Origin of the sequence: Leptolyngbya sp. FACHB-671 (assembly GCF_014695745.1) — a bacterium.
GTDB lineage: Bacteria > Cyanobacteriota > Cyanobacteriia > Elainellales > Elainellaceae > JAAUTN01.
The window spans coordinates 13,783-27,527 of the sequence record NZ_JACJOV010000088.1; the positions used below are offsets into that span (position 1 = coordinate 13,783).

At 48.3% G+C, this 13,745-nt stretch carries 10 protein-coding genes; 2 read left to right on the forward strand and 8 right to left on the reverse strand.

Annotated elements, in window-relative coordinates; translation table 11 throughout:
- Positions 1–71 precede the first annotated feature (71 nt).
- Positions 72–1,436: a cation:proton antiporter gene (locus H6F93_RS11495; RefSeq protein ID WP_242043408.1), complete on the forward strand. Its 1,365-nt coding sequence runs from the start codon at positions 72–74 to the stop codon at positions 1,434–1,436.
- Between the two features lie 728 nt (positions 1,437–2,164).
- Complete coding sequence (locus tag H6F93_RS11500; protein WP_190680819.1) at positions 2,165–5,338, forward strand: beta strand repeat-containing protein; 3,174 nt, start codon at positions 2,165–2,167, stop codon at positions 5,336–5,338.
- 188 nt (positions 5,339–5,526) lie between these two features.
- Here H6F93_RS11500 and H6F93_RS11505 read toward each other — a convergent pair whose 3' ends face one another.
- From H6F93_RS11505 to H6F93_RS11540, 8 genes are all read right to left on the reverse strand, one after another.
- Complete coding sequence (locus H6F93_RS11505; RefSeq protein ID WP_190680822.1) at positions 5,527–7,095, reverse strand: flotillin family protein; 1,569 nt, start codon at positions 7,093–7,095, stop codon at positions 5,527–5,529.
- A 2-nt stretch (positions 7,096–7,097) separates the two neighbouring features.
- Positions 7,098–8,531 (reverse strand): flotillin family protein, encoded by a 1,434-nt coding sequence (locus H6F93_RS11510; RefSeq protein WP_190680824.1) that lies wholly within the window; start codon positions 8,529–8,531, stop codon positions 7,098–7,100.
- 33 nt (positions 8,532–8,564) lie between these two features.
- The gene (locus tag H6F93_RS11515; RefSeq protein ID WP_190680826.1) at positions 8,565–9,191 is read right to left on the reverse strand and encodes an NfeD family protein; all 627 of its coding nucleotides are present in this window, start codon (positions 9,189–9,191) and stop codon (positions 8,565–8,567) included.
- 195 nt (positions 9,192–9,386) lie between these two features.
- A complete protein-coding gene (locus H6F93_RS11520) occupies positions 9,387–10,418 on the reverse strand; it encodes an ABC transporter ATP-binding protein (RefSeq protein ID WP_190641618.1) in 1,032 nt (343 codons plus the stop codon).
- 95 nt (positions 10,419–10,513) lie between these two features.
- On the reverse strand, positions 10,514–11,179 hold the full coding sequence (locus tag H6F93_RS11525; RefSeq protein WP_190680828.1) for a LysE family transporter: 666 nt from the start codon (positions 11,177–11,179) through the stop codon (positions 10,514–10,516).
- Between the two features lie 40 nt (positions 11,180–11,219).
- Entirely contained in the window at positions 11,220–12,380 is a 1,161-nt protein-coding gene (gene cofH, locus H6F93_RS11530; RefSeq protein ID WP_199313641.1) for a 7,8-didemethyl-8-hydroxy-5-deazariboflavin synthase subunit CofH, read from the reverse strand.
- A 23-nt stretch (positions 12,381–12,403) separates the two neighbouring features.
- The gene (locus H6F93_RS11535) at positions 12,404–13,471 is read right to left on the reverse strand and encodes a 1-acyl-sn-glycerol-3-phosphate acyltransferase (RefSeq protein ID WP_190680830.1); all 1,068 of its coding nucleotides are present in this window, start codon (positions 13,469–13,471) and stop codon (positions 12,404–12,406) included.
- Positions 13,471–13,692: a hypothetical protein gene (locus H6F93_RS11540; RefSeq protein ID WP_190680832.1), complete on the reverse strand. Its 222-nt coding sequence runs from the start codon at positions 13,690–13,692 to the stop codon at positions 13,471–13,473. The genes H6F93_RS11535 and H6F93_RS11540 overlap by 1 nt, the downstream gene beginning before the upstream one ends.
- Positions 13,693–13,745: the final 53 nt, after the last annotated feature.

Genomic DNA, 13,745 nt, shown 5'->3' on the forward strand with positions numbered 1-13,745 from the left:
GTTCCCATTATGGAATTTTGGATGGAACAGAGGGGGACGGGGGTAGGAAATACCTCTTACTCTTACCTCCCTTGAGCCCCACCCTTGATTCTCATCCCTCATGCGCCCTCCTTTCCTTCTTTCAGCCGATTGAACTCGTCGTTTTGCCAATTAAGCTCAAGCAGGGTTCTGAATTGAAAGCAATGGAAAGCATTGGTGTGAGTACTTATATTCTGGATTTATTGGTAATTGGTCTTTTGCTCTTAGCAGTGACTTTAGGGTCGGGCTGGATTTCCCGATTACCACTTTCCTTTGCGTTAATTTATTTGGTTGTGGGGATCTTGCTGGGGCCCTATGGATTTAGCTTGATTGACTTGCGCCCAGAAGCAGAATTTTTAGAGCGGCTAACGGAATTTGTAGTGATCGTTTCGCTGTTTAGCTGTGGGCTAAAGATGAATCGCCCGCTAAACGCGTTTTCCTGGAATTCTACAGTGCGGCTGATTGGGTTGCTGATGCCGCTATCAATTTTTGCGGTGGCGGCAATAGGGCACTGGCTACTGGGGCTGGGTTGGGGAGCAGCGGTGCTGATGGGTGGAATTTTGGCTCCGACCGATCCAGTATTAGCTTCGGAGGTGCAGCTTGCCCACACGGAAGATCAGGATGAACTCCGTTTTGGCTTGACTTCAGAAGGAGGATTAAATGATGCGCTGGCGTTTCCGTTTGTCTATTTTGGATTGCACTGGATTAAGGATGAAAATTTAGACAACTGGTTTAAGCAGTGGGTAGCAGTTGACTTGATTTGGGCGATCGCCGCTGGCGTCATCATGGGCATCATCGTCGCAAAAGCAGTTGTGTGGCTGGGCAAACGGTCTCAGAAGCGAGGGGCGATCGATGAGTCAATGGAAGATTTTATTGCGCTTGGTACGATTCTGTTAACTTACTCGCTCACTGAAGTGGTTAACGGATATGGCTTTTTGGCAGTATTTGTAGCGGGGATAATGGTGCGACGAGACTACCCTGACAGAGAAAAAAAAGCCTCTCAATTAGAATTTACTGAGCGAGTAGAAAGACTAATGGAGATTGGCACAATTCTGCTGTTAGGAACGTTGATACGAGTTGAGCCAGTTCTCCGCTTTGCTGGTCCAGCACTGTTGGTTGCGGGGCTGCTAATTTTTGTGATTCGTCCTTTGGGAGCTTGGGTGTGTACAGTAGGTAATCGCTTTCATCCCACAACCCGTCTACTCTTTGGTTGGTTTGGCATTCGAGGGGTCGGTTCGCTCTATTACCTCTCCTATGCTTACGGAGAAGGTTTGGAAAACCAGGCGGGTGAAATCATTGGCTGGATTACCTACATAACTATAATTATTTCTGTCGTGCTGCACGGAGTTAGCGCCACCCCAATGATGAATTGGTATGAGAAAAATGTGGGTGAAAGCCGATTGAAGAAAGCCGATTGAAATAGGTTGACTGTCCTAGTTACCTGAAGCAAGCTGATAGCTTCACTAGCGCAACGATGAGCTTAAGAGCTAATAGATATGGTCCTGATTGCAAAGACTGGGACCTTGTTTCTATGAGAATTAGTGGAGTTGAAAGATCCGCTTCTAAATTAACAGCTTCTACAGATTTCGTTGGGTTTTGGCTGAAGAATATGGGTGGTGGTACTTTCACCATTTGAGCTTCTGCATTTTAGGTTTTTATTTTATAAATGCCGTTAGTGTTATATGTTCGCTGGGAACAATAGTCGCGGTTACATGAAAGGCACATGAAGCTCTTAGTTTGCAAAACAAATTTGTATCTAAAAGCCCTCAAAACATGTGTTCCTTAAGTGAACGCCCCTTTAATAGACCAGTCTGTATGTATCAACGTCCAAATATATTCAACGAGTGCCCGTAAGTATCACATCTTCCTTGACCTTGTCTCGAAGCTCTTGCTTATCAACGTCAGTTTAATCGCACTCAAATTTTCTACCCATAAGTAGCACTTCAACTGTTGGGCTACCCAATTAAGAAGCGATCGCCTTGATGCGGTGGTGTTCAAACAACATCCCGTCTAATCAGGCTATTTTTGCTTGCCTACAAAAGCCCCAGTCGTCCAAATCAAAAATTTTAGTTCTTTGCCCCAAACCTTTTGATTTGACAACTCTCACCCAATCCTATTGTCCGACCATCTCTAAGGAAACAAATTTATGACAGTTTCAATCGATCTGAACGGAAATGCATCAGGTGTTAACGCTCAGGGCAGCGTTGCAATCGGGACTCCTGTTAACGTCTTTCCGCCTAACACTATTAACATCACCTCCACCAGCGACCGACTGAACAGAGTTACAGTCAATATTAATAGCCTACTGGGTCCTCTTCTATTCAGTGAAAACCTGAATGTTACGGCGGCTTCTGGAATTTCTGCTAGCTATAACTCGGTGTCAGGGACACTGACTCTAACTGCTACAGGACTCGCTGGGACTGCTTCTGTTAGTGCTTTTAAGCAAGCTTTGGAGTCTTTACAGTACAACACTCAGCCTCTGGTTCCCTTTTTAACTCCTATTAATGCACGTAGCTTTACAGTTGCAGGCTATGAGACTGCTTTATCTGTTCTACCTGAAGCTACAGCATCAGTCACTCTTAATGTCACCAATAATCCTTCTCCTCTTCCTGTTAATACTCCTCCAGTTGCTGTTCCAGATGCCGCAACCACGACAGCAGGTAATGCCGTTACGACCACAAACGTTCTGAGCAATGACACAGACCTGAACGGAGATGCCCTGACTGTTTCGAGCTTTACTCAAGCCGCGAACGGTACTGTTGTGAACAACAACAATGGCACCTTTACCTACACCCCTGCTGCTGGCTTCTCAGGTGCAGACTCCTTCACCTACACAGCAAACGATGGGAAAGGCGGAACTTCTGTTGGAACTGTCGCTGTTACCGTGACTCCAGTTGTCACTCCTCCGGTTAATACTCCTCCAGTCGCTGTTCCAGATGCCGCAACGACAACTTCAGGTAGTGCAGTTACGACCGGAAACGTTCTAACTAATGACACGGATCTGAACGGAGATGCTCTAACTGTTTCGAGCTTTACTCAGGCAACGAACGGTACGGTTGTCAATAACAACAATGGCACCTTTACCTACACCCCTGCTGCTGGCTTCTCAGGTGCAGATTCTTTCACCTACACAGCAAACGATGGAAAAGGCGGCACCTCTGTTGGAACCGTCGCTGTTACCGTGACTCCAGTTGTCACTCCTCCGGTTAATATTCCTCCAGTTGCTGTTCCTGATGCTGCAACCACCACTTCAGGCAATGCGGTTACAACGGTTAATGTCTTAACCAATGATACAGACTTGAACGGAGATGCTCTAACTGTTTCGAGCTTTACTCAGGCAACAAACGGTACTGTCGTCAACAACAACAACGGCACCTTCACCTACACCCCTGCTGCTGGCTTCTCAGGTGCAGATTCCTTCACCTACACAGCAAACGATGGAAAAGGCGGCACTTCTGTTGGAACCGTCGCTGTTACCGTGACTCCAGTTGTTACTCCTCCAGTTAATATTCCTCCAGTTGCTGTTCCTGATGCTGCAACGACAACTTCAGGCAATGCGGTTACAACGGTTAATGTCTTAACCAATGATACAGACTTGAACGGAGATGCTCTGACTGTTTCGAGCTTTACTCAGGCAACAAACGGTACTGTCGTCAACAACAACAACGGTACCTTCACCTACACCCCTGCTGCTGGCTTCTCAGGTGCAGACTCCTTCACCTACACAGCAAACGATGGAAAAGGCGGCACCTCTGTTGGAACCGTCGCTGTTACCGTGACTCCAGTTGTCACTCCTCCGGTTAATACTCCTCCAGTCGCTGTTCCAGATGCCGCAACGACAACTTCAGGCAGTGCGGTTACAACGGTTAATGTCTTAACCAACGACACGGATCTGAACGGAGATGCTCTAACTGTTTCGAGCTTTACTCAGGCAACGAACGGTACGGTTGTCAACAACAACAACGGCACCTTTACCTACACCCCTGCTGCTGGTTTCTCGGGCGCAGATTCTTTCACCTACACAGCAAACGATGGGAAGGGGGGAACATCTGTTGGAACCGTCGCTGTCACCGTGAACCCGGTCAACAACAACACTAATGTCTTTACCGGAACTAATGGTAGTGACACTGCTACTGCAACACCTGTCAAGGATGAATTTGACATGGCTGGGGGAGACGATACTGTCCTTGCTGTATTTGATACCCTCAAACAACAGGACAGCATTGATGGTGGCTCTGGTTCTAACACTTTTGTGCTGACCGGCGGCACTGCAACCGACTCAATTACGCTCAGATCTGCAACTGCTAGTGATGTTAATAACCTAGTCATAGGAACAGGACTTGCAGGCACTGTAATCAAGAACTTCCAGAACTTTGCTCTCAGAGGGTTTGTAGGGCGTGTCACTCTAACGGGTAATGATCTGGCAAATACATTAATCGGTGGATCTGGCAATGACTCTATTACAGGTGGCGCGGGGAATGACATCTTGACTGGCAATGGTGGCAACGATGTGTTGGATGGCGGCACTGGCAATGATGTATTGAATGGTGGAGCTGGCAACGATCGCTATTTTGTGAATGGTGCAGGTGACAGAATTATTGATAGTGCTGGCATCGACACCGTTACTGCGTCCATCAACCGGATTTTGCAGTCAGGGTTAGAGAGCCTCACACTGAGCGGAAGGGCAACGGCCGGAACCGGAAATAGCTTGAACAATGTTATTACTGGCAACAATGTCAGAAATACGTTGGTTGGCAACGGTGGTAACGATCGCCTGCTTGGCAACGGTGGTGACGATTTGCTGCGAGGTGGAGTTGGGAGAGATCGGCTCTCCGGTGGTGCTGGGAGAGATCGCCTCTTGGGAGACAATGGAAACGACATCCTATCTAGCGATGCGGGTAATGATATTCTGCTAGGTGGGGGTGGAAACGACACCCTAAATGGTGGACTTGGCAACGATCGACTTACCAGTGGAGCAGGTAAAGACAGGCTCATAGGTGGAGCAGGCAGAGACAGCTTTATCTTTGACAATGTTAGAACTGGCAGCATCGACGTGATTGCTGACTTCAGGAGTGTTGACGATACGATCCTGGTTTCCAGAAGGGGATTTAGCCAGAATCTCCAAGTCGGAAGTTTGTCTGCTTCTCAATTCGTTCTAGGCAGTAGCGCGCAGGATCAGGGCGATCGCTTCTTGTATGACCAGAGAACGGGTGGTCTCTTCTTCGATGTAGATGGTGTAGGTGGTGCAAGCCAAGTACGGATTGCAACGCTATCCAATAAAACTGCCATCACTGCTGCTGACATCGCTATAGTCGCGTAGATTTCAAGCCTTTATAGTCACTTGAGTTAGGCAAAAGAAGGGAGACAGGGTTTAACCCTGTCTCCCTTCTTTTGCCTGATCTGTTTAGCTACGGCTATGTTGACTTCGGGAACTGATAGTTCAAATCACCAAAGGGGCGATCGCCCTTAAAGAAGCGATCGCCACTCATTTCAAACTACATTCAACTTCTACTTCTCCTCTACCCACGCTTCGAGCATACTCGCAGGAATTTGGATAAAGGGATGAGCGAAGACTGCCTTAAGTGCTTCACGTCCTCCCACATCCATTGCTTTTTGTAGGCGTCGTTTCAACGTTGGATATTGTTGAATTGCTTGTTCTACCGATTGTTCGGCTTGCTGAGGAGTAGGGTTAGACTGCGCCAGTTTTTCGAGCAGCTTTTGGATATCACTACGCAGGGCAGTGAGTGAGGTATCTTCGGTGAGTGAGTTGAGCGGCACAACCGCAGCCACTTTATCTGATGGAACGGTGACTGGGGGGGAGGAACTGATTGCAGCAGTGCCAGGAGAGACATCATTGGCAAAGCGGCGAGTCATGCCTGCTACATCAATGCCTGAGGACTGGCGCAATTGTTCTAGAAATGAGGCAACCTGAGTAGCGGTGCCACCGTTTGCGGTGTCGATAACGCTGACATTTTGCACGTCTATATCAGGCACAGTAGAGGTGAGAGTTTTTAGCAATACTTCTAGTTTTTGGAACAGGAAGATTTCACGGGCATTAGGTCCAGCAGCTTTCCAGGATTCTGTTAGTCGTTTGGTACCCAGTGCTTGAGCTTTACCATCCTCGATGATGCGAGAGGCGTTACCTTTTGCTTGGGCGATCGCCCGCTTACACTCTGCCTCAGCCGGAGCTACTACATCTGCCTGAAGCTGTTGCTCGACCTGCTTGATACGTTCCGTTTGCACGGCTACGTTTGCCTGGGTGCGGGCAACGATTGCAGCAATTTCACCTTCAGCCTCAGCGATAACGGCTGTACGTTTAGTGAGGGCATCCTGAATCCGCTGGTCGGCTTCTGCTTTGGCGATTTCAATTTTCGTTTCAATTTGCTTTAACGACGTAGTTTGCTGGTTTGCAGCCGTGCGAATGGCAGACTCAGCTTGTGCCTGAGCTTCGGCAATTCGGGCATCACGCAACAAGTCTGCCCGCTGTTTACGTCCAATTGAGTTGAGATATTGCACATCGTCGGAGATGTTTTGAATCTGGAGGTTATCTAACACCAGTCCTAGTTTCTCCAAATCATCTTCCGCCTCTTCGAGCAAACTTCTAGCAAAGGCAGACTTATCTTCATTAATCTGCTCTGGAGTAAGACTGGCTAGCACGCCACGCAGATTACCTTCCAGCGTTTCCTTCGCCATTTGCATAATCTCTTTTTGGCTCTTGCCCAAGAGACGCTCGATCGCATTGTGAATAGTGGGTTCTTCTCCGGCGATTTTGATGTTTGCTACGCCTTCTACTGTAAGGGGAATGCCACCTTTGGAGTAAGCACTAATTACACGCAGATCAATAATCAGGTTTGTCAACTCCATCCGAAAGGCGCGTTCTAGCAAAGGCACCCGGACGCTACTGCCGCCTTTAACCAGACGATAGCCAACCTTGCGTCCATTAGAAAGAGTGCGACGGCTTCCCGCAAAGATGAGAATTTCGCTAGGCTGACAGATGTAATAAAGGTTGCGGAGTACCAGCGTTCCGACCCCGGTTCCAGCACCGAGGGCAATCAGTAGTGCAAGAATGGTTTCCATGATTAGTTTTCTCCCTCTAGCTGTACCTGTTTCTGACCGTTCTGACCATTCCGACCGTTTTGCGAATAGTGCCCGTTTTGCTGGCTAAGTGTGCCGACCACATCAATTCCCAGGGTTTGATCAACCCGATCGAGGAACTGACGCACGGTTTCAGGGTAGGCGTTGACCAGGCTGGCGATCGCCTTGCCATCTCCGTTGTCAATCACATTCACATGTTTGAGATGAACCCGACCCGGAATCTTGGCTGCCTCTTGCAGTACCATCTCAATTTGCTGGGTTAAGAATACTTCTGATGCATTAGTTCCCGCTTCCTGCCAAACTTCGGCAAACAGGTCGTTCACTTGTGCCGCCGCCTGAGCGTTTTCAGAGAGAACAGAGGCTTCACCTCGGGCTTGCAGTTCCTTTGCTTGACGTTCGGCTTCGGCTGGCAAAACCTGATCGGCTTCCAGACGCAATCGTTCCAACTCAGCCCGAATCGTTTGAAGCTGCTGTTCAGCTCTGGCTCTGGCTTCCTGCGCTGCGGCAGTGGTACGTTCTTCCTCAGATTTTGCTTGTTGCTCTAGTTCTGCCTTAATTTTGCGCAACTCGTTTTCCTTTTGCTGAATGATCGAACGCGCCTGGGTTTTTGCCACCTCTGACTGACGCTTGCAGTCTGCCTCGATCTGCTCTGCTTCGGTTAAAGCATTGGATTCGGCAATTTCCGCATCACGCAACACAACAGCAATTTGGCTGCGACCAATCGAGTTGAGGTAATCAACATCATCGGCGACACTTTGAATTTTTAATGTGTCAATGTGTAAGCCCATCTTGGCTAAATCGCGGCTGACATCTTCAGTGATGCGCTCGGCAAACACCAGTCGATCTTCGTTCAATTCTTCTGGGGTGAGAGTGGCAACTACACCACGCAAATTCCCTTCTAACGTCTCTCTCGCCACACGGGAAATTTCGGAAGAGTCACGATCAAGGAAGCGTTCAATTGCGTTGCCGACGACAATTGGATCGCTGGAGATTTTGATAGTGGCGATCGCCTGAATCCGCAGAGGAATTCCCCCTTTGGAGTAAGCATTCTTCACCTCTACCGGAACAGGCATCGTGGTCAAATCCATCCGTTTGATAGTTTCCAGGATAGGAATACGAACGGTACGCCCGCCAAAAATTACTCGATAACCAACCGTTTCACCTTCTGTGGTACGCCGTTTCAAGCCTGATAGAATCAGGATCTCGTTAGGGTTACAGATACATAAAACGAGTTTGTAGATCCAGATAAAGATGGCGATCGCCACCAATACTGAAATTGCTAGCGGCAAGCTTCCTACGAGTTCATTTCTGATGCCATTATTTGAAGCATCTGCAGGAAAAACAGGATCAATTTGGGCTATTTGTGCCGTCGTGACGGGGGTAGACACTGACTGAAACTCAGCACGATTATTGCTCATGGGTTTAAATTCCTTGTAATGGGTATAGTGCAATCAGGTTGCAGCTTTAAAGGCTTTTTCGGAGACTACCCAAATTCGACTTCCTTCTACTCCCACAATCACCACCCGTTCACCTTTGGCAAAGGCAACCGCTTCTTGAGTCGAGGCTGTGAAATCAATCATCATTCCTTTTGCATTAACCCGCACTTTCCCTTTACTAGAGGAATCAAAGGGAATTTCGACAATTCCTGAAAGCCCAGCCAGATCTCCGGATCTCACTAGGCTGTCGGCTTCTCGCTGGCGCAATGAGTACAGCGCCCAAACAATCGCCGTACCGCAAATGATGCCGATGGCGATCGCCAAAGCCAACACCAGTAACTGCGGCAGGGCAGGCTGTATTCTCGACAACAACAGTCCGGTTAGTCCAAAAAAACAGCTTCCAAATGTCCAAAACCGTAGTTTGAAGATGGGTAAACCCATTCGTCTGTGACGAGGACTAATAAGGGTTTCTAGTTCACCTCGTTCCCGTTGTTGCGAAATATTTCCGGCATGGGGATCAACCTCGTACTCTCGATCGAGTTCCCAGTCTGAATCAATGTCTGCACCATCAAACCCCGCCAGTGCAGAAAGAAGTGTAAAGCTGCCACCAATCAAAAAGCAGAGTTGATACAGGGTTAACATAGGATGGTCTAAGGATAAGGTCTGAGAGAACCTACAGTTCACAGTACATTTATAGCTCTCTGACAAGCTTCACTTAGACGGGTAAAGCAGAAAATTATCATTTAGGATTGTGAATTGGGATGGTGGAATGCAAAGGGAGCAATGATTACAGTAGTGTCAGCAGTTCCATATTCAAGCGCTACCTAACGGCAAAGTTTATGCAACCGCTCCAGCCTGGAAGACTCGCCCGATCACTTCCTCAACGGGAGGATCGGTAACGGTCAGGTCTACTACGTCTAATTCTGCGAGGATGCGGGCAACGGTTTGAGTCAGATCTTCGCGGTGAATCAGGAAACGGACAATGCAGCCTTCGACTGCGCCAACTTCGCCATAGGTTTGTAGTTTGGTAAGTGAGTCTTCGGCACAGAGCGTGTGCGATCGCCCCCCTTCTCCCTTATCTGCTAATTTCTCTTTTAACTCCACCTTCACTTCACGGTAGGGAGCAAACCGCTCTAGTAGCCCTTCTAAACTACCGTCATAAATTAGTGTTCCGGCATAGATCAACAGCACCCGCTGACACAGCGCTGTGATATCTGCCATATAGTGACTGGTGAGTAAAACTGTTGCCTGATAGCGCTGGTTATATTCCCGCAAAAACTCACGTACTGCCACCTGAGCATTTACATCTAATCCTAAAGTGGGTTCGTCTAAAAACAACACTTTAGGGCGGTGCAGCAGAGCAGCCAACAGTTCTGCTTTCATCCGTTCGCCCAGTGAGAGCTTGCGGACAGGCTGAGTCAGCTTATCTTCAAGAGAGAGCATATCAACCAATTCCCCTACTCGTCCGCGAAATTCCTTATCCGAAATGCCGTAAACTGCTGCATTAATTTTGAGTGAGTCCAATGCAGGTAAATCCCAGATAAGCTGCTGCTTTTGCCCCATCACCAGGGTAATTTTCTTTAAGAAGCTTTGTTCTCGCGTGAATGGAGTATGTCCTGCAACATTAATGCGACCACTAGAGGGATGAATCAAGCCAGTCAGCATCTTGAGTGTGGTGGTTTTGCCTGCACCATTGGGTCCCAGAAAACCCACGACTTCTCCAGGTTGAATGTGAAAAGAAACATCCTGCACCGCTTTCACATCACGATAGGTACGATGAAAAAAGTGAGTTAATGTTCCTCTTAAACCTGCTTCCTTGACGGCAACAGGATAGGTTTTGCTGAGATTTTCGACCGTGATGATAGACATGAAGGAAGAGAAATAAAGAATGAGGGATAAAGAGCTTAGTAATATGGAGAGTATTTGTGAAATCCGTTTAGTTTGAAGGTGATTAAGTTCAACAGTTATGTGTTTTGTTGAGAAACGGCTAACCGCAGTCCGAGAGCGATCAAAACGGCTCCTGTAATTCGCTCAGTCCAATGGGAGATTGCCAGAAATCGGTTTTTGATGGAGCGCTGGGAAATCACGATCGCAACTAGAGCAAACCAAATGAACTCTAGTGCCACCATCGTCAGTCCATAAATCGCCTGAGTGAACAGTGGCGTTGTCGGTTGAATAATTTGAGTAAATAGGGCAAGAAAGAACAGAGTGACTTTAGGGTTAAGCAAGTTGGTGAGAAAACCAATCTGAATTGATGCAAATCGAGTGAGATCGTGAGTTTGCTGAGATGATGAATGTTGAGCGTTTCGAGTAACAGAGCTTTCGGGGACGATTGGTTTGTGCCGCTGCGCTTGAAGTGACTTGATGCCAACGTAGATGAGGTAAGCTGCTCCTAACCATTTAATCGCATTAAACAACAGGATGGATTCTGAGATGATGACTCCAATTCCAACCAGGCAGTAGGTTACATGAACACAGTTGCCAGCAGCTAAACCCACGGCGGTGTAAATGCCTGACTGCCTCGAATAAGACAAACTGTTGCGTAAAGTCATGGCAAGGTTGGGTCCAGGAGCCATTACTGCTAGACACCCAATCGCCAAAACCGTCAGCCAATCTGCAAAAAATGACATTTTGTAGGCACCCCAAGTTCAATGGCAATATCGATTTACACTACACCGGTACTTCAGACTCTACACCCTTCTGTAAGGTGAGGTACTGATAAAGGGTGTCTCGCTGCTGTGCTGGGCGATTCAGAGAATGAATGGCTGCTTTGAGATCTGCTACTTCCATGCAGGTGCCACCTTGTGCGCCCGCCATTGTAGTGATGTGTTCTTCCATAAGCGTGCCGCCAATGTCGTTGCAGCCCCAGGTGAGGGCTTCGGTAGCTCCATTTAAGCCAAGCTTGACCCAACTAGGCTGATGGTTGGCGATCCAGTTTCCTAGAAAAATTCGGGCAACAGCAGTGAGTAAAAGTGAGTCGGCAAGGACGGGCTGATCGCGACCGACTCGTCGCCGCAGCGGCTTTGGTGCCTCTTGACCCACAAAAGGCAGCAAAATGAATTCGCTGATGCCGCGATCGCCCCTTTCCACCGCTTTTTGTTGGAGCGATCGCAACAGTTCCAAATGCCGCATCTGCTGCTCTGGCGTTTCAATATGTCCCGAAAGCATAGTGCTAGTGGTCGGCATCCCTAAGCGATGGGCAGTTTCCACAATTTCTAACCAGACTGCTGAATTGATTTTTTCGGGACAAAGAATACGGCGCACTTCATCATCCAGCACTTCTGCTGCCGTTCCAGGCATGGAGCCAACTCCAGCATCTCGAAATGCAGCAATCACCTCGGCGTAGCTTAACTCATCTTCTCTGGCAATAAACTGCACTTCTTGTGGTGAGAAAGCGTGAAGGTGTAGATGAGGAAAGGCATCTTTAATGGTTCTCACCAACCGCACGTAATAATCTAAAGATTTTCCGTTAAGCTTTGCACCAGGATGCAGTCCTCCCTGCATACAGATCTCAGTTGCACCTCTCTGAACTGCGTCAGTGGTTTTTTCTAAGATCGTTACTTCGGTTAACCAGTAAGACCCCTCATCCCCCTCATCTCGACGAAAGGCACAGAAGCTACAGTGCTGTTCGCAGATGTTGGTGAAGTTGATGTTGCGGTTGATCACATAAGTGACAATGTCACCTGATTGTTTTTGGCGTAGGCGATCGCTCGTTTCTCGAACGGCAGCGATCGCTCCTGCATCAGTTTGTCTGAGCAACACTACACCCTCTGCCTCAGACAAATCTTTTCCCGCCAAAGCCAGATCGAGAATTTGATCAACCGTTTGCATCGCCAAAGCATCCAAAAAAAGAGCTACTTTACCAATTGTGACAGGTAATCATTCATCGAGTTTTGCAGACGCGATCGCAAATCCTGCGCTTCCTGATAGGCTACCGAGCGGTTTTGCAAAGACTGCTCCTGTTGCCAGGGTTTCTCTAATGGTTGAATGTAATATTTCAAATGAGTTTTTGCTGCCCAAACGCCCATCGACGGAAACAGCCCAAACGCGATCATCAGCGGCGACAGGGGAAACAGTGGCAATCCCGTCCATTTCGTCAGTCTTCTTGAGTTGAAAGCCCAGGGATGTAGGAATTCGTTGCCAAGACAAAGAACCGGCAGGATTGGAATGTGATGGCGATCGCTCAACTTGATGAAACTAGGGTCAAACGTCTCCAATTGATGCCGTCGCTGCCAACCTTTTGCCAATCCACGCCAGCTTTCTGGGGCGTATAGCAAAACAGTTTCGGTTCGTTCCTCAGCTACCGCCGTCTCAAAACTGTCTCGATTAGCCCGAACGCCCCCTAAAATCTGTGACCAACCCGCAGGCAACCACCACTTTAACCAAGGATGATCAAAGAAAATTTCATGGGCGACCGGCTGCACAAACCAGCCTTTTGTTTGGCTTAATAGGGTTCCCAAGCCAACAAAATCCCACGGGAAAGCCATCCCCGCATGATTTAGCACAACAATAAAGCGCCCTTGCTGAGGCAAATGCTCAGTGTTGTGCAACTCGGCTTGGAAGTAGTGCTGCAAAATTGGAGCAAGAATTTCATCTCGAAATGCTCTCTGGTATCCAGGCTCAATCGGGGTATTTGATTGACGAGGCGATCGCCCCCCTAGCCTTAGCCAACGCAACAGCAGCGCCAGATAAAACCCACCCGGAAGGAGAAATAGAATATATTCCAACCAATTCCAACCCTCCGGGTCAGCGTGATAGTGCTGCCAGTGGCGATTAAACAAGATCAGCCACCCTGGGGGATACCACAGACAAAACCAGTCAAACCAGCCAAAGCGGTAAGAAGGAGGTGACGGTTTTTCGGCATGCAAGGGGTTGATTTCAGGTGTGACAGCTTTAGTGGCGATCGCCTTTCTACCTCTCATCAAGAGTGCAGGGAACACTTTGGAAATCTGCCAACTTCATGGGCGCTCACAATCGCGTTGCGGCACTCCAGCAGGCTCGCACCAGTGCGGTTAGACAGCTCTTTCAGGTCAATTTCTGGATACTCCGACTGGGGTGCTTGCAGGTAAAGCTCATACGCTACCTCCAGCACCTTTGTGTTGAGGAGCAAAGGTTTGACTGCAGTTTCAAGAAGACTAAACATGCGCGGTCGGGGTTTAGGGTTGTTCAACCTTTATGCCAGATGTCACAGCGCTG

Excerpts from the sequence above, each read along its gene's own strand:
- H6F93_RS11500 (WP_190680819.1), top strand. The coding sequence starts at position 2,165 with ATGACAGTTTCAATCGATCTGAACGGAAATGCATCAGGTGTTAACGCT.
- H6F93_RS11505 (WP_190680822.1), bottom strand. The coding sequence starts at position 7,095 with ATGGAAACCATTCTTGCACTACTGATTGCCCTCGGTGCTGGAACCGGG.
- H6F93_RS11510 (WP_190680824.1), bottom strand. The coding sequence starts at position 8,531 with ATGAGCAATAATCGTGCTGAGTTTCAGTCAGTGTCTACCCCCGTCACG.
- H6F93_RS11515 (WP_190680826.1), bottom strand. The coding sequence starts at position 9,191 with ATGTTAACCCTGTATCAACTCTGCTTTTTGATTGGTGGCAGCTTTACA.
- H6F93_RS11520 (WP_190641618.1), bottom strand. The coding sequence starts at position 10,418 with ATGTCTATCATCACGGTCGAAAATCTCAGCAAAACCTATCCTGTTGCC.
- H6F93_RS11525 (WP_190680828.1), bottom strand. The coding sequence starts at position 11,179 with ATGTCATTTTTTGCAGATTGGCTGACGGTTTTGGCGATTGGGTGTCTA.
- cofH (WP_199313641.1), bottom strand. The coding sequence starts at position 12,380 with ATGCAAACGGTTGATCAAATTCTCGATCTGGCTTTGGCGGGAAAAGAT.
- H6F93_RS11535 (WP_190680830.1), bottom strand. The coding sequence starts at position 13,471 with ATGAGAGGTAGAAAGGCGATCGCCACTAAAGCTGTCACACCTGAAATC.
- H6F93_RS11540 (WP_190680832.1), bottom strand. The coding sequence starts at position 13,692 with ATGTTTAGTCTTCTTGAAACTGCAGTCAAACCTTTGCTCCTCAACACA.